The organism is Pararhizobium sp. DWP1-1-3, assembly GCF_049896125.1.
Classification (GTDB): domain Bacteria; phylum Pseudomonadota; class Alphaproteobacteria; order Rhizobiales; family Rhizobiaceae; genus Pararhizobium.
The window spans coordinates 233827-255233 of record NZ_JAFCTR010000002.1 but is presented as its reverse complement, the minus strand read 5'-3'; the positions used below and the strand labels follow the sequence as shown (position 1 = coordinate 255233).

28 protein-coding genes are annotated in these 21407 nt (G+C 60.4%); 22 read left to right on the top strand and 6 right to left on the bottom strand.

Going from position 1 to position 21407, the window contains the following annotated elements; genetic code table 11:
* Positions 1-266 precede the first annotated feature (266 nt).
* Positions 267-1529, top strand: a complete 1263-nt coding sequence (locus ACP7BS_RS05840; protein WP_426236870.1) for a D-alanyl-D-alanine carboxypeptidase family protein — start codon at positions 267-269, stop codon at positions 1527-1529.
* Positions 1530-1593: 64 nt separating this feature from the next.
* On the opposite strand, the gene tldD is transcribed toward ACP7BS_RS05840, so the two are convergent.
* Positions 1594-3009, bottom strand: a complete 1416-nt coding sequence (gene tldD, locus ACP7BS_RS05835; RefSeq protein WP_426236868.1) for a metalloprotease TldD — start codon at positions 3007-3009, stop codon at positions 1594-1596.
* Positions 3010-3153: 144 nt separating this feature from the next.
* Between tldD and ACP7BS_RS05830 the strand changes: the two genes are divergently transcribed.
* Both ACP7BS_RS05830 and ACP7BS_RS05825 read left to right on the top strand, forming a co-directional pair.
* Positions 3154-3375, top strand: coding sequence for an antitoxin MazE family protein (locus ACP7BS_RS05830; protein ID WP_426236866.1), 222 nt, complete (start codon positions 3154-3156; stop codon positions 3373-3375).
* Positions 3372-3695, top strand: coding sequence for a type II toxin-antitoxin system PemK/MazF family toxin (locus ACP7BS_RS05825; RefSeq protein WP_426228843.1), 324 nt, complete (start codon positions 3372-3374; stop codon positions 3693-3695). Before ACP7BS_RS05830 ends, ACP7BS_RS05825 begins: the two co-directional genes overlap by 4 nt.
* 5 nt (positions 3696-3700) lie before the next feature.
* On the opposite strand, the gene ACP7BS_RS05820 is transcribed toward ACP7BS_RS05825, so the two are convergent.
* Complete coding sequence (locus ACP7BS_RS05820) at positions 3701-4240, bottom strand: invasion associated locus B family protein (RefSeq protein ID WP_060636419.1); 540 nt, start codon at positions 4238-4240, stop codon at positions 3701-3703.
* A gap of 436 nt (positions 4241-4676) precedes the next feature.
* Here ACP7BS_RS05820 and coxB point away from each other — a divergent pair, with 436 nt between their 5' ends.
* From coxB to rnhA, 13 genes are all read left to right on the top strand, one after another.
* Positions 4677-5561 (top strand): cytochrome c oxidase subunit II, encoded by an 885-nt coding sequence (gene coxB / locus ACP7BS_RS05815; protein WP_426228842.1) that lies wholly within the window; start codon positions 4677-4679, stop codon positions 5559-5561.
* 35 nt (positions 5562-5596) lie between these two features.
* Positions 5597-7288, top strand: coding sequence for a cytochrome c oxidase subunit I (gene ctaD, locus ACP7BS_RS05810; protein ID WP_426236864.1), 1692 nt, complete (start codon positions 5597-5599; stop codon positions 7286-7288).
* 109 nt (positions 7289-7397) lie between these two features.
* Positions 7398-8354 carry a heme o synthase gene (locus tag ACP7BS_RS05805; protein ID WP_426228840.1) on the top strand — a complete coding sequence of 319 codons (957 nt, stop codon included), beginning with the start codon at positions 7398-7400 and terminating at the stop codon, positions 8352-8354.
* Positions 8354-8494, top strand: coding sequence for a hypothetical protein (locus ACP7BS_RS05800; protein WP_113243049.1), 141 nt, complete (start codon positions 8354-8356; stop codon positions 8492-8494). The genes ACP7BS_RS05805 and ACP7BS_RS05800 overlap by 1 nt, the downstream gene beginning before the upstream one ends.
* 10 nt (positions 8495-8504) lie before the next feature.
* Complete coding sequence (locus ACP7BS_RS05795; RefSeq protein WP_426228839.1) at positions 8505-9113, top strand: cytochrome c oxidase assembly protein; 609 nt, start codon at positions 8505-8507, stop codon at positions 9111-9113.
* Between the two features lie 65 nt (positions 9114-9178).
* Complete coding sequence (locus tag ACP7BS_RS05790; RefSeq protein ID WP_426236862.1) at positions 9179-10057, top strand: cytochrome c oxidase subunit 3; 879 nt, start codon at positions 9179-9181, stop codon at positions 10055-10057.
* Positions 10058-10408: 351 nt separating this feature from the next.
* On the top strand, positions 10409-10702 hold the full coding sequence (locus ACP7BS_RS05785; protein WP_426236860.1) for an addiction module antidote protein: 294 nt from the start codon (positions 10409-10411) through the stop codon (positions 10700-10702).
* 131 nt (positions 10703-10833) lie between these two features.
* Positions 10834-11217, top strand: coding sequence for a DUF983 domain-containing protein (locus ACP7BS_RS05780; protein WP_426236858.1), 384 nt, complete (start codon positions 10834-10836; stop codon positions 11215-11217).
* On the top strand, positions 11186-11956 hold the full coding sequence (locus ACP7BS_RS05775; protein WP_426236856.1) for an SURF1 family protein: 771 nt from the start codon (positions 11186-11188) through the stop codon (positions 11954-11956). The genes ACP7BS_RS05780 and ACP7BS_RS05775 overlap by 32 nt, the downstream gene beginning before the upstream one ends.
* Before the next feature lie 32 nt (positions 11957-11988).
* The gene (locus ACP7BS_RS05770; protein WP_426236854.1) at positions 11989-12354 is read left to right on the top strand and encodes a DUF1304 domain-containing protein; all 366 of its coding nucleotides are present in this window, start codon (positions 11989-11991) and stop codon (positions 12352-12354) included.
* 3 nt (positions 12355-12357) lie between these two features.
* Positions 12358-13368, top strand: a complete 1011-nt coding sequence (ispH, locus tag ACP7BS_RS05765; protein ID WP_426228832.1) for a 4-hydroxy-3-methylbut-2-enyl diphosphate reductase — start codon at positions 12358-12360, stop codon at positions 13366-13368.
* A 229-nt stretch (positions 13369-13597) separates the two neighbouring features.
* Entirely contained in the window at positions 13598-14578 is a 981-nt protein-coding gene (locus tag ACP7BS_RS05760) for a homoserine kinase (RefSeq protein WP_426236853.1), read from the top strand.
* Entirely contained in the window at positions 14575-15018 is a 444-nt protein-coding gene (rnhA, locus tag ACP7BS_RS05755; RefSeq protein ID WP_426125047.1) for a ribonuclease HI, read from the top strand. Before ACP7BS_RS05760 ends, rnhA begins: the two co-directional genes overlap by 4 nt.
* A 3-nt stretch (positions 15019-15021) precedes the next feature.
* On the opposite strand, the gene ACP7BS_RS05750 is transcribed toward rnhA, so the two are convergent.
* Positions 15022-15423, bottom strand: coding sequence for a VOC family protein (locus tag ACP7BS_RS05750; RefSeq protein ID WP_426236851.1), 402 nt, complete (start codon positions 15421-15423; stop codon positions 15022-15024).
* 14 nt (positions 15424-15437) lie between these two features.
* Positions 15438-15734 carry a hypothetical protein gene (locus ACP7BS_RS05745; protein ID WP_426236849.1) on the bottom strand — a complete coding sequence of 99 codons (297 nt, stop codon included), beginning with the start codon at positions 15732-15734 and terminating at the stop codon, positions 15438-15440.
* A 153-nt stretch (positions 15735-15887) separates the two neighbouring features.
* Here ACP7BS_RS05745 and ACP7BS_RS05740 point away from each other — a divergent pair, with 153 nt between their 5' ends.
* Entirely contained in the window at positions 15888-16226 is a 339-nt protein-coding gene (locus ACP7BS_RS05740; protein ID WP_426236847.1) for an ArsR/SmtB family transcription factor, read from the top strand.
* A 2-nt stretch (positions 16227-16228) separates the two neighbouring features.
* Positions 16229-16708 carry an SRPBCC family protein gene (locus tag ACP7BS_RS05735; RefSeq protein ID WP_426236845.1) on the top strand — a complete coding sequence of 160 codons (480 nt, stop codon included), beginning with the start codon at positions 16229-16231 and terminating at the stop codon, positions 16706-16708.
* 304 nt (positions 16709-17012) lie between these two features.
* Here ACP7BS_RS05735 and ACP7BS_RS05730 read toward each other — a convergent pair whose 3' ends face one another.
* Together ACP7BS_RS05730 and ACP7BS_RS05725 are read right to left on the bottom strand one after the other, a co-directional pair.
* Positions 17013-17498 (bottom strand): peroxiredoxin, encoded by a 486-nt coding sequence (locus ACP7BS_RS05730; RefSeq protein WP_113243033.1) that lies wholly within the window; start codon positions 17496-17498, stop codon positions 17013-17015.
* A 78-nt stretch (positions 17499-17576) separates the two neighbouring features.
* A complete protein-coding gene (locus tag ACP7BS_RS05725) occupies positions 17577-18389 on the bottom strand; it encodes a protein-disulfide reductase DsbD domain-containing protein (protein WP_426236843.1) in 813 nt (270 codons plus the stop codon).
* A 193-nt stretch (positions 18390-18582) separates the two neighbouring features.
* Between ACP7BS_RS05725 and ACP7BS_RS05720 the strand changes: the two genes are divergently transcribed.
* The 4 genes from ACP7BS_RS05720 to ACP7BS_RS05705 all read left to right on the top strand — a co-directional run bounded on the left by ACP7BS_RS05720 (position 18583) and on the right by ACP7BS_RS05705 (position 21374).
* The gene (locus tag ACP7BS_RS05720) at positions 18583-19185 is read left to right on the top strand and encodes a YqgE/AlgH family protein (RefSeq protein WP_426228825.1); all 603 of its coding nucleotides are present in this window, start codon (positions 18583-18585) and stop codon (positions 19183-19185) included.
* 117 nt (positions 19186-19302) lie between these two features.
* Entirely contained in the window at positions 19303-19494 is a 192-nt protein-coding gene (locus tag ACP7BS_RS05715; RefSeq protein ID WP_426228824.1) for a CsbD family protein, read from the top strand.
* Positions 19495-19703: 209 nt separating this feature from the next.
* Entirely contained in the window at positions 19704-20780 is a 1077-nt protein-coding gene (locus ACP7BS_RS05710) for a zinc-binding metallopeptidase family protein (RefSeq protein WP_426237454.1), read from the top strand.
* 225 nt (positions 20781-21005) lie between these two features.
* Positions 21006-21374 (top strand): hypothetical protein, encoded by a 369-nt coding sequence (locus ACP7BS_RS05705; protein WP_426228822.1) that lies wholly within the window; start codon positions 21006-21008, stop codon positions 21372-21374.
* Positions 21375-21407: the final 33 nt, after the last annotated feature.

Sequence of the window (21407 nt, the reverse complement as noted above, 5' to 3'; positions counted from 1 at the left end):
CCGGTTAACGCGGACAAGTGAGTTTGGTTCCGCGACCGATGAAAATCGCAAAATGGCGCGGTCGCGGGAGAAAAGGTCCTGTCCGGCAGTTCCTGATCGCTCAAGGCCTGCCGAACGGGCTCAACGTTAAATCTTCGTTTACCACTGCGGTAAAAGTCGTCGCGTAAAACCGCAATCCGCCGCAAAGTTGCAGCAAAGCCACGGCTCTGTCGCAAAACGATACAAGTGCGCGCCCGGGTGCGGGTGCCTTCGAAATGGGGGCCGACATGACGACTTTCCGATGCCTGCTTTTGGCGATCCTGGCGTTTGCATTCGGACCGGCCATGGCGTGGGCGGGCAGCGCCGCGATCATCATCGACGCCCGCACCGGCAAAGTGCTGTCTGCGGAAAATCCCGACACGCTCAACCATCCGGCCTCGCTGACCAAGATGATGTCGCTCTACCTCACCTTCGAGGCCCTGCGCAGTGGAAAGATCAGATGGGATACCCCGATCAAGGTGTCGAAGACGGCGGCGGCCAAGCCGCCGATGCGGCTGGGGCTCAAGGCCGGCACGTCGCTGACCGTTCGCGAGGCGGTGCTCGGCATGATCGTCCGCTCCGGCAACGACGCGGCGGCCGCCATGGCGGAGAAGCTCGGGGGCACGGAAGCCAATTTCGCCAAGGCGATGACGCGGAAGGCGCGCCAGCTGGGCATGAGCCGGACCGTCTTCATCAACGCTTCGGGCCTGCCGGCCGGCGCCCAGGTGACGACGGCACGCGACATGTCGACACTGGCGATCGCGCTAATGCGCGACTTTCCCAAGGAGTACAAGCTGTTTGCCACACAGAGCTTCGTCTTCCGTGGCCGCAAGGTGCGTGGCCACAACAACCTGATGTATCGCTATGACGGCATGGACGGAATCAAGACCGGCTATACCAATGCCTCGGGCTTCAACCTGGTCAGCGCCGTGCGCCACGGCAACCGGCGCGTGGTCGGCGTGGTGCTCGGCGGCCGTACCGCCAAAAGCCGAGACAACAGGATGGCAACCCTTCTGGACCGCCATCTACGCAAGGCTTCGAACACGGGCAATCGCGCGCTGGTGGCTGCGGCCAAGACCCGTGGCACCGTGGAGGTGGCAGCGCTTGGCGCATCCGATGTCCCATTGCCCTTTACCGCGCCCACGCGCCAGGGCGGCGATGCCGTTGCGGCGCTGATCGCCGCGTCGCACGCGACAATCCCGGCCGAGCGTCCAGCGGTCATCGACGAGCTTGAGAATACCGCAGACGTCTTGCCTGCAGGCACCTGGCAAATCCAGATTTCGGCCGCACCGACGCAAGAGGCAGCGCGTGCGCTGCTGGCGCAGGCAAGGTCGGTTGCGGGAAAGACGCTTAAATCAGCCTCGCCCTATACGGAGGCTGTCGGTAACGGCGCCAGCACCATCTACCGCGCCCGGTTCGTCGGGTTCGATAGCCGCGACGAGGCCGATGCTGCCTGCGACTGGTTGAAGCGGCACTCCTACGACTGCATGCTTTTGCCGGCGCGCGGCTGAGGGGAGGGTAATCTGAAGGTCGGCGCCCGGCGCTCATCGCCGCCGGGTTTCGCCAAAAAACCAATCAGGCCTGCGTGCCGCCAACGGTTGTGTCGTTCATGCGCAGATGCGGCTGGCCGACGCCGACCGGCACCCACTGGCCGCCTTTGCCGCAATTGCCCATGCCGGTATCGAGCTTCATGTCGTTGCCGATCATGGTGATCCGCTGCATCGCATCCGGCCCGTTGCCGATCAGCATGGCGCCCTTGACCGGCGCGCCGATCTTGCCATTGTCGATCAGGTAGGCTTCGGTGCAGCCGAAGACGAACTTGCCGGAGGTGATATCCACCTGGCCGCCGCCGAACGAGACGGCATAGATGCCCTTCTTGACCGAAGCGATGATCTCTTCCGGGCTCTTGTCGCCGCCGAGCATATAGGTGTTGGTCATGCGCGGCATCGGCACATGCGCGTAGGATTCGCGCCGTCCGTTGCCGGTCGCCTTCATGCCCATCAGCCGGGCGTTCTGGCGGTCCTGCATGTAGCCCACCAGCTTGCCGTCGTCGATCAGCACGTTATAGGCGGAAGGCGTTCCCTCGTCATCGATGGTCAGCGAGCCCCGGCGGCTCTCGATCGTGCCGTCATCGACGACGGTCACGCCCTTGGCCGCGACCTGTTGACCGAGCAGCCCGGCGAAGGCCGAGGTCTTCTTGCGATTGAAATCGCCTTCCAGCCCGTGCCCGACCGCCTCATGCAGCATGACACCCGGCCAGCCGGAGGACAGCACCACATCCATGGTGCCGGCCGGCGCATCGATGGCTTCAAGATTGACCAAGGCCTGGCGCAGGGCTTCGTCGGCGCCGCGCTGCCAGTTGTCGACAGCGACAAAATCGCCAAAGCCGCGACGGCCGCCGACGCCGTAGGAGCCGGCTTCCTGCCGGTCGCCTTCGCCAACCACGACGGAGATGTTGAGACGCGTCATCGGGCGGATATCGTGCATGCGCTCGCCGTCGGCGCGCAGGATATCGACCACCTGCCAGCTGGCGGCGATCGAGGCGGTGACCTGCCGGACCTTCGGATCCTTGGCGCGCAGATAGGCGTCGATCTCCTGCAACAGCGAAACCTTGGCCTCGAAGCTCGGTTCGCCGATCGGATTCTCGTCGCCATAGAGTTTCTTGTTGGTGCGCTGGGGGGCTGCGGCGTACGTGCCGGAATAACCGCGCGTGACGGCGCCGACCGCATCTGCCGCACGCTTGAGCGCCGAAAGCGACAGATCGCCCGCATGCGCATAGCCGACCGCTTCGCCGGCGACTGCGCGCAGACCAAACCCCTGGTCGGTGTTGAAGCTGCCGCCCTTCAGACGGCCATTGTCGAAGGACAGCGATTCCGACTGGCTATGCTCGATGAACAGTTCCCCATCATCGGCGCCCGCCAATGTCTGCGCCAATACCTCGCGAATGGCAGCCTCGTCGCTGTCGAACAGTTTGATCAGATCGGTGTTCATGGGCGAAGCTCCGCAACGTGTATGATTGTTCCCATGTAGAGACGCGTCACCATGGCCGCAAGTTTTGAGTGCGGGGTCAGCCGTTATTATTGACAGGCCGGTTCGGGAGATTATGTTACATGTAACGAATAGGAGCTGACGCAGATGGCAAAGGCTTTGAGCGAGCGTGTTCAGCAGAGAAGGGACGCCATGCGGGCGGCCGGTCTTCGGCCGCTGCAGATTTGGGTGCCGGATTCCCGAAAGGCGGGTTTTGCAGCCGAGTGCCGGCGCCAATCCATGATCATTGCCCAGGCCGAGGCCGCAGATGATGACCTTGCGGGATTTATGGATGCCGCTTTTGCCGATCTGAGCGAGATCGATGAATGAAGCGGGGCGATCTTGTGACCATCGCTTTGCCAGGGGATTTCGGCAAACCGCGTCCCGCGCTGATCATTCAATCCGATCTCTTCGACCAAGCGCCGACAGTGACCGTATTGCTTATTTCGGGAACACTGCAGGATACGCCGCTTCTGCGCCTTTCCGTCGAGCCCGACGACGAAAACGGTTTGCGCAAGCCGTCGCAGATTATGGTCGACAAGGTGATGACGATGCGCAGGGACAAAGTCGGCGCGCCGTTCGGCAAGCTCAACGCGGAGACGATGGTTTCGGTCAACCGCCTGCTGGCCGTATTCCTCGGATTTGCCTGAATGCCTTACGGCAGCGCGTCGTAGCCTTCGCCAAAACCCTTCAGATCGACGGGGATGCCGATGCCTTCTTCGGGGGACTGGAAGACGATGAAGGTCGCCTGTGCGCCGGACCGGAAGGTTTTCAACAGTTCGTCTTCCAGAACCACTTCGGCATAGCAGCCGTCGGAGAAGCAGCGGACGAAATAGGCGCGGCCGATATCCTTGCCATCGACATTGAGGCCAAGGCCGTTCGGCAGAAGCACGCCGAGCGGGGCCAAAACGCGAAGAATCTTCGCCTTGCGGTCCGCCGTCTTCAGGACGACGACCGAGAGGCCGACTTCGGGCCGGTCCTCGGCAATGACGTTCTGCATCAGCGCGCACTGCTCTGCGGTTGCCCCCGCCGGCTGGTCGCAGACGATCGACCACGCGCCGTGGTTGGATTTCACGGTGCCGGGTGTACCTGGCTGTTGTGCTCCGGGCTGTTGGGCTGCTGCCGTGTAGGAAAAGAGTGTGGCAGCAAGTCCGAACGCCGCGATCGGCAGCCGGGAAAGGAGGGACAGGCCCATGTAAACCTCAAACTTAAGAATCAGTCTGGCTATTCTTGAAGGGCGTAGCCGCAAATGAAAAGCCCTGCGCGGTACATTCCAGCCCGGTGTGGCGGAAATGGGGCTCCTGAACAGGCCTAAAACGGCAAGTCGGCTCCGATACAGGCTGTAAGACGCTGCCGTGAGAGTGCCTGTCGCTCCTTATATATGGTATAGGGACGGGGCGACTGGCGTAAATGCTCAAGCCCAACAGCGCCACTTCTCGCGCTGGCGGTATTCGTAAGGCCCGCAGGGCCTTAACAGTTTGTGTGAAAAGCGTCGTTTGCGCAAAATGCCGCATGGGCTTGAATGGACAGATGTTGCGGCGTTCATCAAACTGTGGTTTGAAGCGCTTCAGTATGGCTAAGGATTCTGCGTTACGGTTTGATCCTGATCAAGCGCCCAGGGAGACACTATAGTGAAAAACAAGGCTTTTGCAGTTTTGGCATCGATTGCCTGTCTGCTCTTTGCTTCGAATGCTTTGGCTGACAAGCCGGTCGCATGGCAGACCAACTTTCAGACCGCAGCAACCGGAATCATGGAAGAAATTACATGGTTCGAGCATTACACGCTCTGGTTCATCATTCCGATCACGCTTTTCGTCCTGGCGCTGCTGATCTGGATCGTGTTCCGGTTTCGCGAAAGCAAGAATCCGGTTCCGTCCAAGACCAGCCATAACACGGCAATCGAAATCGTCTGGACGCTTGGCCCGGTCGTCGTTCTCCTGTTCCTGGCGATCCCGTCCTTCCAGCTTCTGACCGCGCAGCTGACGCCGCCGGAAAATCCGGACATCACGCTGAAGGCGACAGGCAACCAGTGGTACTGGTCCTACGAATACGAGGTCGGCGAAACCCCGCTCTCCTTCGATAGCCTGATGATGAAGGAAGAAGACCGCGCGACGCTCGGCAAGGAAGACAAGCACGAATATCCGCGTCTTCTTGCCGTCGATAACGAAGTCGTCGTTCCCGTCGGCAAGACCGTCCGCGTTCTGGTGACTGCAGCCGACGTCATCCACGCCTTCGCCATGCCGGCCTTCGGCGTGAAGATCGACGCCGTTCCTGGCCGTCTCAACGAAACCTGGTTCAAGGCTGAGCGCGAAGGTCTCTACTACGGCCAGTGTTCCGAGCTCTGCGGCAAGGACCATGCCTATATGCCGATCGCCATCCGTGTGGTCAGCGAAGACAAGTACAACACTTGGCTCGCTGCCGCCGCCACCAATGTTGGTGAGGCGAACAAGGCACTCATGGCTTCCATCGACGGCGCGGCCAAGACCGTAGACGTCGCTGAAAACGCCGCACAGTAATTCGCCCGAAAAGTATTTCGAAGGGGGACAGGCCGATGGCCGGAACTACCACTACCCACGATCACCGTCATGATCACGCGCATGACCATGCGCATGATGACCACGCCCACAAGCCGCTGACCTTCTTTCAGCGCTGGTTCCTCTCGACCAACCACAAGGACATCGGCACGCTGTACCTGATCTTCGCGATTTTCGCGGGCATCATCGGCGGCACGCTGTCGGTCTTCATGCGCGCCGAGCTGCAGGAGCCGGGTATCCAGATCTTCCACGGTCTGGCTTCCATGGTCTACGGCTTCGAGGGCGATGCTGCCATCGACGGCGGCAAGCAGATGTTCAACGTCTTCACCACAGCGCATGCGCTGATCATGATCTTCTTCATGGTCATGCCGGCGCTGATCGGCGGCTTTGCCAACTGGATGGTTCCGATCATGATCGGCGCGCCGGACATGGCGTTCCCGCGCATGAACAACATTTCCTTCTGGCTGATCATCCCGGCCTTCCTGCTCGTGCTTCTGTCGATGTTCGTCGAAGGCCCGGCCGGCGGTTATGGCTCGGGAGGGGGCTGGACGGTCTATCCGCCTTTATCGACGGCGGGAACGCCAGGGCCTTCCATGGACCTCGTGATTCTTGGCCTGCACATTGCCGGTGCCTCGTCGATCCTTGGTGCGATTAACTTCATCACCACGATCCTCAACATGCGCGCTCCCGGCATGACGCTGCACAAGATGCCGCTGTTTGCCTGGTCGGTGCTGATCACCGCTTTCCTTCTGCTTCTCTCGCTGCCGGTTCTGGCAGGCGGCATCACCATGCTGCTCACCGACCGCAACTTCGGCACGTCGTTCTTCGCGCCTGAAGGCGGCGGCGACCCGATCCTGTTCCAGCACCTGTTCTGGTTCTTCGGTCACCCGGAAGTGTACATCCTGATCCTGCCCGGCTTCGGCATTGTCAGCCACATCGTCTCGACCTTCTCGAGGAAGCCGATCTTCGGTTACCTCGGCATGGCCTATGCCATGGTCGCCATCGGCGCCGTCGGCTTCATCGTCTGGGCGCACCACATGTACACCGTCGGCATGTCGCTCGACACGCAGCGCTATTTCGTCTTCGCGACGATGGTCATCGCGGTGCCGACCGGCGTGAAGATCTTCTCCTGGATTGCGACGATGTGGGGCGGTTCGATCCGCTTCACCACGCCGATGGTCTGGGCGATCGGCTTCATCTTCCTGTTCACCGTCGGCGGCGTCACCGGCGTTCAGCTCGCCAATGCCGGCCTCGACCGTTCGCTGCACGACACCTATTACGTGGTTGCCCACTTCCACTACGTTCTGTCGCTCGGCGCCGTGTTCGCGATCTTCGCCGGCTGGTACTACTGGTTCCCGAAGATGACCGGCTACATGTATTCGGAGTTCATCGGCAAGCTGCACTTCTGGGTGATGTTCGTCGGCGTGAACCTGGTGTTCTTCCCGCAGCATTTCCTCGGCCTTGCCGGCATGCCGCGCCGTTACATCGACTATCCGGATGCCTATGCCGGCTGGAACGCCGTGTCGTCCTACGGTTCGTACATCTCGGCCTTCGCCGTGCTGATCTTCCTGTTCGGCGTCTTCGAAGCCTTCTCCAAGAAGCGCGTTGCCGGCGACAACCCATGGGGCGAGGGTGCAAACACGCTCGAATGGCAGCTGACATCGCCGCCGCCGTTCCACCAGTGGGAACAGCTGCCGCGCATCAAGTAAGCGCCGCATGTGATCCGAAGCCGCCGGAAACGGCGGCTTCTCGCAACGCCGGGAATGCCCGGCAACACGGCGCCATGGACGCGCCGGACGATTCCAAGGACTGGACGACATGCAGGTTATCGACAATCACGAGGCGATCGGCACGGAAGGCGGCGTTCGTCTCTCCGAAGCCTCTGCGCGCGATTACTTCGAGCTGCTGAAGCCGCGCGTCATGTCGCTGGTGGTGTTTACGGGGCTGGCCGGCATGGTCATGGCTCCGGGCCACATCAATCCTTTCATCGGTTTCATTGCCATCCTCTGTATCGCCGTGGGTGCTGGAGCTTCCGGTGCCCTCAACATGTGGTACGACGCTGATATCGACGCGATCATGACCCGCACGGCAAAGCGGCCTATTCCGGCTGGTAAGATCACCGCGAATGAGGCGCTGTCCTTCGGCATGACGCTCTCGGCGTTTTCCGTCTGCATTCTCGGCATCGTCGTCAATTGGCTGTCGGCCGGTCTGCTTGCGTTTACGATCTTCTTCTACGTGGTGATCTACACGATGTGGCTGAAGCGCTCGACGCCGCAGAACATCGTCATCGGCGGCGCTGCCGGTGCCTTCCCGCCAATGATCGGCTGGGCCTGCGTTACCAATGGCATCGCCATCGAGAGCATCGTGCTCTTCCTCATCACGTTTCTCTGGACGCCGGCCCATTTCTGGGCGCTGGCTCTGTTCAAGATGCGCGATTACGGCGCCGTCGGCGTGCCGATGCTGCCGAATGTTTCTGGCGAGGCGACCACCAAGACGCAGATCGTCATCTACGCCGTCCTGACCGCAATCATCGGCGTCGTGCCGACCATACTCGGCTTTTCGAGCATTGGTTACGGCGCTTTCGCCGCAGCCCTCGGTCTCGGGTTCATCTGGTACTCGATCGGCGTGCACCGCATGCCGGAGGGCGACGAAAAGATGGTGCCTGCCAAGAAGCTGTTTGCATTTTCGATCGTCTATCTCTTCGCGATCTTCTCCGCGCTGATGGCCGATCATCTGATTGCCACGCTGTGGCTTACCGCCGGAAAGGTTGCCTGATGGAACTCGTGACACTCACGGACGCCCAGAAGAAATCGCGCCGCGGCCGCAATATCGCACTCGGTATCGTGCTCTTCGGCCTCGTTGCCATTTTCTATGTCGTGACGCTGATCAAGTTCAGCAACGGCATGGTTCAGTAGGGAAACGACCATGGCCCCGATCAAAACGCCAGAGCAGAAGAAGGAGCGGGCAAACGGCGTCATCGTCGCCTCCTGTCTCGCCTTCGTCGTCGGCATGACCGGCATGGCCTATGCAGCCGTGCCGCTCTACGACATGTTCTGCCGGGTGACCGGCTATAACGGCACGACCAAGCGCGTCGAGCAGGCCTCCGACGTCATTCTCGACAAGAAGATCAAGGTGACGTTCGATGCCAATATCGCCTCCGACCTGCCGTGGGTGTTCAAGCCGGTGCAGCGCGAGATCGAACTGAAGATCGGCGAAACCGTGCAGATCGAGTTCGAAGCAACCAACATGGCGAAGAAGGCGACGACCGGTCAGGCGGTCTTCAACGTCACGCCGATGGCGGCCGGGGCCTATTTCAACAAGGTGGAGTGCTTCTGCTTTACCGAGACGACGCTGCAGCCGGGTGAAGACATGAAGATGCCCGTGGTATTCTTCGTCGATCCGGAAATCGTCAAGGCGGTTGAGACCAAGGGGATCAACACGCTGACCCTGTCGTACACGTTCTACGCCCGCGAGCCGTCGAAGCCGGTTGCGGCGCTGACGGTAAAGCCGGGCGAAACTGACAACAAACTTTGACAGATCACAGTTTTCGGCTATGCCGGAAATGACGACATGAGAAAGACTTTTCGGGGATAGTCCACATGGCCGATGCGCACCAGAAAAACCACGACTACCACATCATCGATCCAAGCCCTTGGCCGCTGATCGCCTCGATCGGCGCCTTCGTCATGGCCTTCGGCGGCGTCGGCTACATGCGATACCTGTCGGGCGGCACGCTGCACCTGTTCGGCCTGAACTGGGCGCATCCGTGGTTCTTCTTCATCGGTCTCGCCGTCGTGCTCTACACGATGTACGGCTGGTGGGCTGATACGATCAAGGAAGCGCACGAGGGCCACCATACCCGCGTCGTGTCGCTGCACCTGCGTTACGGCATGATCATGTTCATCGCTTCGGAAGTGATGTTCTTCGTTGCCTGGTTCTGGGCCTATTTCGATGCCAGCCTGTTCCCGGGCGAGGCAATCCAGGCAACGCGCTCGGTCTTTACCGGCGGTGTATGGCCGCCGAAGGGCATCGAAGTTCTCGATCCCTGGCACCTGCCGCTCTACAACACCGTCATCCTTTTGCTCTCCGGCACGACGGTCACCTGGGCGCACCATGCGCTGCTGCACGGCGACCGCAAGGGTCTGATCAACGGCCTGACGCTGACGGTTCTGCTCGGCATCCTGTTCTCGGGCGTTCAGGCCTACGAATATGCTCACGCACCGTTCGCCTTCAAGGATTCGATCTACGGCGCGACCTTCTTCATGGCGACCGGTTTCCACGGCTTCCACGTTCTGGTCGGCACGATCTTCCTGGGCATCTGCCTGATCCGCGCGCTGAAGGGCGACTTTACTCCGAAGCAGCATTTCGGCTTCGAAGCCGCCGCCTGGTACTGGCACTTCGTCGACGTGGTCTGGCTGTTCCTGTTCTTCTCGATCTACGTCTGGGGCGGCTGGGGTGCCCCGATCGCTCATATGTGATCGACTGAACGCAAGACTTCCGAACGGCCGCAGCGATGCGGCCGTTTCTGTTTCAGCCCTCATGCTGAGATTGACGAGATGTATCTATTCGGATACAAATGGTCATGCTCGTATTTGAAACAACCGATGTTTTCAGGGATTGGCTGCTTTCACTGCGGGACCAGAGGGCGAAGGCTAGAATTCTTGCACGGGTCCGCTCCGCCGAGTTCGGTAATCTTGGGGACTGCGCACCGATCGGCGTCGGACCGGCGATGTCGTCTATCTGCTGTTGATCGGTGGCGACAAATCCGATCAGAAGCGGGATATCGCGGCGGCCTTGAAGATGGCGAAACATCTTCGGAAGGATCAATCATGACAACCATCGCAAGATTCGACGCATCCGAATTTCTGGACGACGACGAGCTTGTCGCAGAATATTTGACCGCTGCCATGGAGGATGAAAATCCTGATGTCTTCATCGCGGCACTTGGAGATGTCGCCAAAGCGCGGGGAATGGCAGAGATTGCCAAGGCTTCGGGGCTGGGGCGCGAAAGTCTCTACAAATCTCTTCGGGGCGGATCCAAGGCCCGGTTTGAAACGCTTCACAAGATCGTCAATACGCTGGGGTTGAAGATGACGATCGTAGCGGATCGCGCTGCTTCTTGAGGAGGCCGTCATTCCCCCTTCAAAAGGCGTCTTTGTCGCAGGCTTTGCCATTGGACGACGAGCAGAGCGGGCGTTACGTAGTCGGTTGAATATCCCGCGCCATGCCGTGGCGAACAGTTTGGAAGATCCGAATGAACCAAGACAGTGCACATTTCCCGCCGGTCGAGCCGGTCAGGGCCGGGATCAGGGGGCTTTGCCCGCGATGTGGTGAGGGCAAGCTGTTTGACGGCTTCCTGACGATGAAGCCTGCCTGTGCGAGTTGCGGCCTGGATTACTCATTTGCCGATGCCGGCGATGGTCCGGTCGTCTTCGTCATCCTGATCGTCGGCTTCATCGTCGTCGGGGCAGCGCTGTGGATGGAGGTCAATATCAATCCGCCGCTCTGGGTGCATTTCCTGTTGTGGATACCGCTCGCCATCGTCTTCAGCCTGGTTCTCATGCGCATGCTCAAGGGCGTGCTGATCACGCTGCAATTCCGCAACAATGCACACCAGGGCGAAATCGATCGTGGCTGATACCGTGTCGGGCAAGAAAAGCGGCGGGCTGATCGGTCGCGTCGCCGGCATCGTGCTGGTTCTGGTGGCGCTGGCCATCCTCCTGGCGCTCGGCACATGGCAGATGGAGCGGCTTGCCTGGAAAGAGGGGCTGCTGGCGTCGATTGCCGAGCGCCGCGCAGCTCCGCCCGTCGATCTGGCGGAAATCGAGGCTTTGGCCAAGGCCGGCGAGGATGTCGATTATCGCACCGTGCGCATTACCGGAAGCTATCTCAACGACAAGGAACGGCACTTCTTCGCCACCTACGGCGGCCGCACCGGCTATTATGTCTATACGCCGCTGCAGCTGGCCAACAGTCAGATCGTCCTCGTCAATCGCGGCTTCGTCACCTTCGAGGCCAAGGAGCCGGAGATGCGCAAGCAGGGCCAGCTGACCGGCGAGCAGACCGTCACCGGCCTGTCCCGCGCCAAGCTGTGGGAAAAACCGTCCTGGGCCGTGCCGGACAATGATATCGCCAAGAACATTTTTTACTGGAAGGATCTCGATGTCATGGCGTCGAGCGTCGGGCTTGACCCCGCCAAGGTCGTGCCGTTCTTCGTCGATGCAGACGCGACGCCGCATGAAGGCGGCATGCCGATCGGCGGCGTCACCCAGTTCGACCTGCCCAACAGCCATCTGCAATATGCAATGACCTGGTATGGGCTGGCCGGAGCGCTGGTCGTCATCAGCGGGATTTTCATCTTCCGGCGGAAGACATAAGGTCGAGGCAGTACCACTGCGGGGAAAATCGAATGGCCATGGTTGCAAACATCCTGATCGCCCTGACGGCTCTCCTGCATATCGGTTTTCTCGTGCTTGAAATGTTTCTCTGGACGGGACCGCAGGGCCGAAAAGTCTTCCGGATGACGGCTGAACAGGCGCAGGCGACCAAGGTTCTCGCGGCCAATCAGGGGCTCTATAACGGCTTTCTCGCCGCTGGCCTTGTCTGGTCGCTGATCGCGTCGCCGCCGGAATTTGCCGTCCAGCTGAAGCTGTTCTTCCTTGTGTGCGTGATCGTTGCCGCTATATATGGCGCATGGTCGGTCAAGCCGCGCATCCTGCTTGTGCAGGGCGGGCCGGCAATTCTCGGCCTTGTGTTCACCCTACTGGCATTCTGATCAATGACGACGTCCCTTCCAGCAAAGACACCGATCACCTTGCGCCTCTGCGGCCCGCGCGGCTTTTGCGCCGGGGTCGACCGGGCGATCCAGATCGTCGTTCTGGCGCTGAAGGAATATGGCGCGCCGGTCTATGTCCGCCACGAGATCGTCCACAATCGCTACGTCGTCGAAGGCCTTGAAGCCAAGGGTGCGATCTTCGTCGAGGAACTCGACGAAATCCCGCCGGAGCACCGCAAGCAGCCGGTGGTCTTTTCCGCGCATGGCGTGCCGAAGTCGGTGCCGGCCGATGCGACGGAGCGTAATCTCTTCTATCTCGACGCCACATGCCCGCTGGTTTCCAAGGTCCACAAGCAGGCCATGCGCCACCAGAAGCTCGGCCGCCACGTGGTGCTGATCGGCCATGCCGGACATCCGGAAGTCATCGGCACGATGGGGCAGCTGCCGGAGGGTGCCGTGTCGCTGGTCGAGACGGTCGAGGACGCCGAAATCTATATGCCGCCGGATACGGAAAACCTCGGTTTCGTCACCCAGACGACGCTGTCCGTCGATGACACCGCCGGCGTCATCAAGCGGCTGCACGAGCGCTTTCCCAATCTTACGGCACCTGCCGCCGATTCGATCTGCTACGCCACGACCAACCGCCAGGAAGCTGTGAAACAGGCTGCCCCCGGCTGCGATCATTTCATCATCGTCGGCGCACCCAATTCGTCGAACTCCAAGCGCCTGGTCGAAGTGGCGCTGCGGGCCGGTGCGAAAAAATCGGTGCTTGTCCAGCGCGCGTCGGAAATCGACTGGGATGATTTCGCCGATATCACTACAGTCGGCCTGTCGGCAGGCGCGTCGGCACCGGAAGTCATCGTCAACGAGATCATCGAGGCTTTTCGCCAACGCTATGATGCTGCGGTGGAGCTTGCCGATACGGTCGAGGAAACCGAAAACTTCCTCGTCAACCGCGAGCTTCGCCACGTGCCTTTGACGGCGCAGGACATGGCGTTTGTGAATGGGGAATAACGGTTTCGCTGTTGTCGCTCTGCCGAGGGTACCCCCCTCTGTCCCTCCGGGACATCTCCCCCTCAAGGGGGGAGATTGACCGCAAGCTTTTGCCCGCCTTACCGGAAAGCCTGTAAGGAAAAAGAATGATCTCCCCCCTTGTGGGGGAGATGTCACGATAGTGACAGAGGGGGTTAGGCCTCCTCGAACTCAGGACCATCCGCCTCCGCTCAAATCACGAGATCAGACCTTGGCAGTTTACACCGACATCACCGAAGACGATCTCAACGGCTTCCTGCAGCAATACGATGTCGGTACGCTGACATCCTACAAGGGCATCGCCGAAGGCGTCGAGAACACCAATTTCCTGCTGCACACCACCAAGGGCGCCTACATCCTGACGCTTTATGAAAAGCGGGTGGACCAGAACGACCTGCCGTTCTTTTTGGGCCTGATGCATCACCTCGCTGACAAGGGGCTGTCCTGCCCGCTGCCTCTGCCGCGCGCCGATGGCGCACTGCTGGGCCATCTGTCCGGCCGCCCGGCTGCCGTGATTTCGTTTCTCGAAGGCATGTGGCTGCGCAAGCCGGATGCCAGCCATTGCCGCGAAGTCGGCAAGGCGCTCGCCGCCATGCATGTGGCCGGCGAAGGCTTCGAAATCCGCCGCCCCAATGCGCTATCGGTCGGCGGCTGGCGGCCGCTCTGGAACAATGCGCGCGACCGCGCCGACGAGGTTCAACCGGGCCTTGCGGCCGAGATCGCCGCCGAGCTGGATTTCCTCGAAGCCCATTGGCCGAAGGACCTGCCGCATGGCGTCATCCATGCCGACCTCTTTCCAGACAACGTCTTCTTCCTCGGCGACGGCCTGTCCGGCCTGATCGACTTCTACTTCGCCTGCAACGACCTGCTCGCCTATGACGTCTCCGTCTGCCTGAACGCCTGGTGCTTCGAAAAGGACGGCGCCTTCAACATCACCAAGGGCATGGCGCTGCTCTCGGGCTATCAGGGCGTGCGGCCGCTGACGGCAGCCGAGATCGAAGCCCTGCCGTTGCTTGCGCGCGGCTCTGCCCTGCGGTTCTTCCTGACCCGGCTCTACGACTGGCTGATGACGCCGGCCGGTGCGCTGGTGGTCAAGAAAGATCCGCTCGAATATCTGAAGAAGCTGCAATTCCACCGCTCGATCGCAACTGCTGCCGAATACGGCCTGATTAACGAGACAATACCCGCATGAAACATGTCGATATTTTTACCGATGGCGCCTGCTCCGGAAATCCGGGTCCGGGCGGCTGGGGCGCCGTGCTGCGCTATGGCGAGACCGAGAAAGACCTGTGCGGCGGCGAGGCGGAAACCACCAACAACCGCATGGAACTCCTGGCGGCGATCACCGCGCTCACCAGCCTGAAGACCCAGTGCGAGGTCGATCTCTATACCGATTCGAAATACGTCATGGACGGCATCGGCAAGTGGATTCACGGCTGGAAGAAAAACGGCTGGAAGACCGCCGACAAGAAGCCGGTAAAGAACGGCGAACTCTGGCAGGCGCTCGACGTCGCCAACCAGAGCCACAAGGTCACCTGGCACTGGGTCAAGGGCCATGCCGGCCACCCGGAAAACGAACGCGCCGACGAACTGGCCCGCAAGGGCATGGAGCCGTTCAAGAAGAAGCGTTGAGCCCTATCGCCCGTCGGTGAACTGAACCAGATCCCAAAGGTTACCATAGAGGTCCTCGAATACGGCGACGATGCCGTAGGGGGCCTCTTTCGGCTCGCGGGTAAAGCGGATGCCGGTCTCGACCATTTTCGCATGGTCGCGCCAGAAATCATCGGTCTGCAGGAACAGGAAGACCCGGCCGCCAGCCTGGTTGCCGATGAATGTTTCCTGATGCTGCGAGGAAGCGCGGGCCAAAAGCAGCGATGTGCCTCCGTCGCCGGGTGGTTTAACGACGACCCAGCGTTTGTCCTGCTCCGGCTGGTAGCTGTCCTCGATGAGCACGAAACCCAATTTGTTGACGTAGAAATCGATCGCCTCGTCATAGTCGGCAACGACAAGGGCGATCAGGGCAATGCTCTGGTTCATGATACCTCTGTGGATTATTTTACGGTGCAAACGCCGTTTGCGCCGCCCTGGCCGGTATAGCTGACATCGGCCGATCCATCGGGGTTGATGCTGAGCGAAATGGTGACGCCGCTGCCCTTGGCTTCGTAATAGTTCTCGTTGAAGACCTTGAGCTTGCCCTCCTTGCCATTGATGTAGATCGGACCGCCCTGATCGGCGTGAACCTCGATCTTGCCGGGGCAGGTGGCATTGACCAGCGGAATTTTGGCCACTGCCTGCCCAGCAATTGTCATGGCGGCACAAGCGGCAACAATACCCAGAAACGTCTTCATCGTGATCTCCCGAATGCGCGCTCGAAGCAGAAAGGAACCGCAAAGCGCGGTAGTCTCAGCCTGACAGGCTGCCCGCTCAAGTCAAGAACGCCGAGGCGTTTGCGTCTAACACTTAGCTGTTGCGCTAACTGTCTGATGCTGATACTTAGCCTTATGGATCACCATTCAGTGCAGCTCAACGGCATTTTCCAGGCGCTCGCAGACCCCACCCGCCGCGCCGTTCTGGCGCGATTGGGCGAGGGGCCGGCCAGCATCAGCGACCTGGCGCAGCCATTCGACATGGCCCTGCCGTCGTTCATGAAGCACATTCATTTTCTCGAAGGCAGTGGGCTGATCCAGACCCGCAAGCAGGGCCGGGTCCGGACCTGCGTCCTCGAGAAGCAGCAGTTCGCCGCTGTCGAAGCCTGGTTGTCGGCGCAACGCGCGCTTTGGGACGGCCGCACCGGCAGGCTGGAAAAATTCGTTACCAAGGCACAGGCAAAAGGAGATTGAAAATGAGCGCATCACCCAATCCCGAACTCGACCTGACGATTTCCCGCATCATCAAGGCGCCGCGATCGCTGGTCTGGAGCGCCTGGACAGATCCATCGCGCTTCGAGCAATGGTGGGTACCCGAACCGGCCAGATGCAAGGTCGTCGCGATGGATCTGAGCCCCGGTGGCGCCTTCACCACGCAGATCAGCGAAAACGGCGGCGCGTTCCAGCCGCATCTCTCCGCCTGCTTCCTCGCCGTCGAGGATGGCGAAAAGATTGTCTTCACCAATGCCCTGACCGGCGGTTGGCGGCCGGCCGAGCAGCCGTTCATGACGGCCATCATCACCTTGCTAGACCATCCACAGGGCACCGATTATCACGCCCATGTCATGCACAAGAGCAATGCCGACCGGGACAGTCACGAAGAGGCGGGCTTCTACGACGGCTGGGGCACGGTCATCGGGCAGCTTGCAAGGCTGGTTGAGCAGAGGGGGCAATAGGCGGCCGTGGTGACAGACGCGAAAGCCTGCAGGCTCGAACTGCTGAAAACCTTGGATACGGCTTTTCTGGAGAAATCGGCACCCCACCCTCCGTCTTCCTCGCCCTTGTGGCGGGGATCCAGCGACCCGACGTCCGTCGGGTCAAATGACCTTCCAGCCCAAGGACTTGGGCTGGCTGGATCCCTGTGACGAGCACAGGGATGACGGAAGATTGGACAGTCGCAGAATTTCCCAAGTGATCCGACAAAATGCGGAGAAAATGACCTCCTCAGCGACAATCACCTAGTATTCGGACGGATAACCTTCAGATCTGCTCAAGCATTGCGGCCGCGGCCGAAACAGTCGCCTGGCCTGGGCTTTCCTCGACGTTCAGCGTCTTCACCACGCCGTCTTCCACCAGCATCGAATAGCGCTTCGAGCGCAGGCCGAGCGTGCCCGCGGACAGGTCGATATCCATGCCGAGTGCCTTGGTGAAGGCGGCGTTCCAGTCGGACAGGAAGTGGATCTTGCCGATGCCACCCGATGCTGTCGCCCAGGCGCCCATAACATGCAGGTCGTTGACCGCAACGACGGCGATATCGTCGATGCCGCGGGCAAGGATGGCGTCGCGGTTTTCGAGATAGCCCGGCAGGTGGTTGAGCGAACAGGTCGGGGTGAAGGCGCCGGGAACGGCGAACAGAACGACCTTCTTGCCGGCAAACAGTTGCTCGGTGGTGATTTCGACCGGGCCATCGGCGGTCTTTTCCTTGAAGGTGGCGGCGGGCAGCTTGTCTCCGACGGAAATGGTCACGGTCTCACTCCTAAAAGTCTCTGCGGGAAGGCTGGAGCGCGGCGGCTCCGTGGCGTCGGATGGGAATATAGATTTGGTTCAGTCAAAGGCAAGCAGGGTTTCGATGCTCTGATCGCCGGCGCGCGCGACCAGCCTCACCGAGCCGCTTTTCAATGCGCCGCTCTTTGCTGAAACACGCACCGGGATTTCAGCCGTGATCCTGCCGTCGTCCGTCGCGACAGTCTCCGGCGTGCCGAAACTGTAGCCGGGAGGGCCGGACAGGAACAGTTCGGCAGGCGTTGCCGTCGGCGGCGTGACGAGTGACAGGTGCAGGCGTTTTTCAACGGCATCGAAGGAGGCAGCCGTCACTTTGAACGTATCGGACGGCAGTGCCGGCAGCGCCGCGACCGCATCGTCGATCCGCGCCCGGTCGAGCGGGTTTTCCGCAAGCCCCTGCGGCAGGGAAAGATCAAGATCGGCCTGAACCGGGATGCAGATGTCCTTGCAGATGCCAAGGAACACGGAGATCTTCAGGCTGAGATCCCCAGTCTTCTCCCGCTTCAGGGACAGCGGGAACGCCACCGAATGGTCATAGCCGGTATAGCCGGCAATGCCGTCGTGAAAGGCTTTTGGCGCCGGAAAGCGCAGCCCGGAAAAGGAGATGCCGCCGCGCGGATCGATGGTGACCTGGGGCGGGATGCCGCTGGCACCGGGCTCGATCCAATAGGTTTTCCAGCCGGGCTTCAGCCGGATGTCGAGAATGGCCGGGATCGTGCCGTCCGGCTCGGGCCTGTCGGCGACGATCCGCACCTCGCCGCCCTCCGACTGTACCCATCGGCTCTGCGCGGCATCGGCGGCAGGGGTGATAAAAAAATACGCCGGGAGGGTTGCCAGCGCAGCCAAATGAGGCACATTCTCTAACAGGCGATGATGTTTCATGACGCTGAGGCTTATCGGTTTTGGGGCAGGGTTGAAAGATGCCGGCTTTCACCCCGCGATCATTTTCTCTTGATGGCACGCGGCCTCAAGGACCGGCAGGGGTCTTCAAAACAAAAGAGCAGGGTAGAAACGCTTTCATTTGAACCTGAGTTGATAGGCTAAGACCATGATGGCAACGTTTCAGAAAAAACGCGAACGCGGCGTATTGGACGGTCAGTTCCTGATCGCCATGCCCGGCATGTTTGACAGCAATTTTGCCCGTACCGTCATCTTCGTCTGCGCCCATTCGGAGGACGGTGCCATGGGGTTCGTTCTCAACCGGCCGCAGCAGCTGACATTTCCGGACGTTCTTCTGCATCTGCACATCATCGATCAGGATCAGGCAATCCGGCTGCCCGGCGTCACCCGTGACTTCCAGATCCAGACCGGTGGGCCGGTCGAAACCGGGCGCGGCTTCGTTCTGCATTCGGACGATTATCTCAGCGAATCCAGCATTCCCGTCAACGACGACATCTGCCTGACCGCGACGCTCGACATCGTCCGGGCCATTTCGCGCGGCGAGGGGCCCGAAAAGGCGATGATGATGCTCGGCTATGCCGGCTGGGGCGCAGGCCAGCTCGAAAACGAGATCGCCAACAATGGCTGGCTGAATTGCCCGGCGAGCGAGGAACTGATCTTCGACCGCGATCTCGGCGATAAATACGACCGGGCGCTGGCATCGATGGGCGTTGCGGCGGCAATGCTGTCGGTTGATGCAGGCCACGCTTAGCCAATCTATTTTCCGTCTTTTTGATCTAGCGCCGGAACAATTTAGGCCGCTCCCCGTTTTCCAGTCGCAAGGACAGGACGCTCCGTTGTTGTCCTCAACCTCTCAAGGAGACTGATCATGGGTAGCACTTCCGACAAGATTTCCGGCGCCGCCAATCAGGTTGCAGGCAAGGCCAAGCAGGCCGCCGGCAAGGCAACCGGTAGCGACAAGCTGCAGGCCGAAGGCAAGGGCCAGGAAGTCAAGGGCAAGGTCCAGACGGCGACAGGCAAGGCCAAGGATGCTGTCAAGGGCACTGTTGATCGCCTCTAATCCGGCTTGCCGCCGGTGACCTCGAAAAGAGGGCCCGGCGGCTCCAAAGTGCGCGAATCGACTGTCCTGACGGGTTCAACTGGATGGAAGATTTCAGCGCCGATGCCCGCTGTGCCTTGTGCCGGCGGGCATTTCTCTGTGAACGGGACCACATCACGGCCGGCATCAGCTGCGCCGAAATCCACTCCATCAAGCATATCGGGCGGGCCATGAGACTTTACGAATGCGGCAATTGCGGAAATCCCGTTCACTTCGACAATCGCGTCTGCATCAATTGCGGATCGCAGCTCGGTTTCCTGCCCGAGGCGATGGCGGTAGAGGCTCTGACGCCCGCCGGTGAAAACCTGTGGCAGGCGTCTTCGCGCACGCAAGCCGACGTCCGCTTCTGCGCCAATGCGGCGCACGACATCTGCAACTGGCTGATCTCGGCCAATGACGGCCACGTCTATTGCCAGGCCTGCCGCTACAACCGCATCGTACCGGTGACCGACAACGCCGAAGGCTTGTCTCGCTGGCAGAAGATCGGCCAGGCGCAACGTCACCTGTTCTATTCGCTGCTGCGCTGGAAGCTGCCCCGTCCCGGCCGCGACGCCGATCCGCAGGGCGGCCTCGTGTTTGATTTCCTCGCCGACGAAGTCGATGCCAATGGCAATATCGTGCCGGCCATGACCGGCCACGAGGACGGCCTGATCAGCCTGCGGGCGGCAGAGGCCAATGATGCGACGCGCGAAAGCGTGCGGGTATCGATGAACGAGCCTTACAGGACGCTGCTTGGCCATTTTCGCCATGAGATCGGCCATTTCTACTGGGCGCAGCTGGTGCGCGACGAGCAGACGCTCGCCGAGGCGCGGGCCCTGTTCGGCGATGAGCGGGAGGACTATGCCGAGGCGCTGAAGCGCAACTATGAACAGGGGCCGCCGGCGGACTGGCAGGTGAGGTTCATCAGCACCTATGCCAGCGCCCATCCGGCCGAGGATTTCGCCGAATGCTGGGCGCATTTCTTCCACATCGTCGATACGCTGGAAACCGCCCGCTCGTTCGGCCTGTCCACCGAACCGCGCCGCCACGAGGCCATGGCCGCCGAGGTCGATTTCGATCCCTACAGGGCGGTGGGTGCGCAGCCCCTGGTCGATGCCTGGGTTCCTCTCAGCGTCGCGCTGAACAGCATCCAGCGCAGCATGGGCCAGCCCGACAGCTACCCCTTCGTGCTCTCGCCACCGGTGGTGCAGAAACTCGATTTCATCAACAGGCTGATCCGGGAGGCCGGGGCTGTGTATGGGCAGTAGTGCGTGGTCATCGGCTTCGTTGAGCAACGGCCGAAAAAATTCTGATTTACCTTCGCGGATGCGGCCGGCCGCGCTTAAGATATTGCTGCCGGCTGCTTTGCGCCCGTAGCGGCGATTGACTCACACCGTTCCGGGCAACCGCATATGGTGAACGAAAACCAATGTTTAACGAAAGTGTGTCCTTATCCATCGCAGCTAAAATCCCCGTGTCAGGACATCCAAAGCATGCGAAATTATGCCTCTTTTGCACTTTTTGCCTTCGCGGTCAGCGCATTTCCTGTGCACTCGCAAACGAGACTTCCATATGACAAGGCTCCTTACGATGACACTGTAATTCAATGCGGAGCATTGTTTGCGATAATCGCCAAAGCATATGCAGATATGGCGCAGGCCGAAAAGTCCAAACCATACAAAGAAAAATTCGATAGGTTGTCTAAAAGATCTGAGGACGAATTTGTAAGTGTTGGTCGAAGCAAACAGGAGGCCCAAGAGGTTTACAAAGAACGTGTGAACCAGCTTCTCGCATTATTGGAGAGGGATGAAGATTTTACGCTGCGGCACATACGTTTCTGCGACCAAAAATATCCGGCCTGACAATCAGATTTTGCTGCCCGAAAATAACGTAAT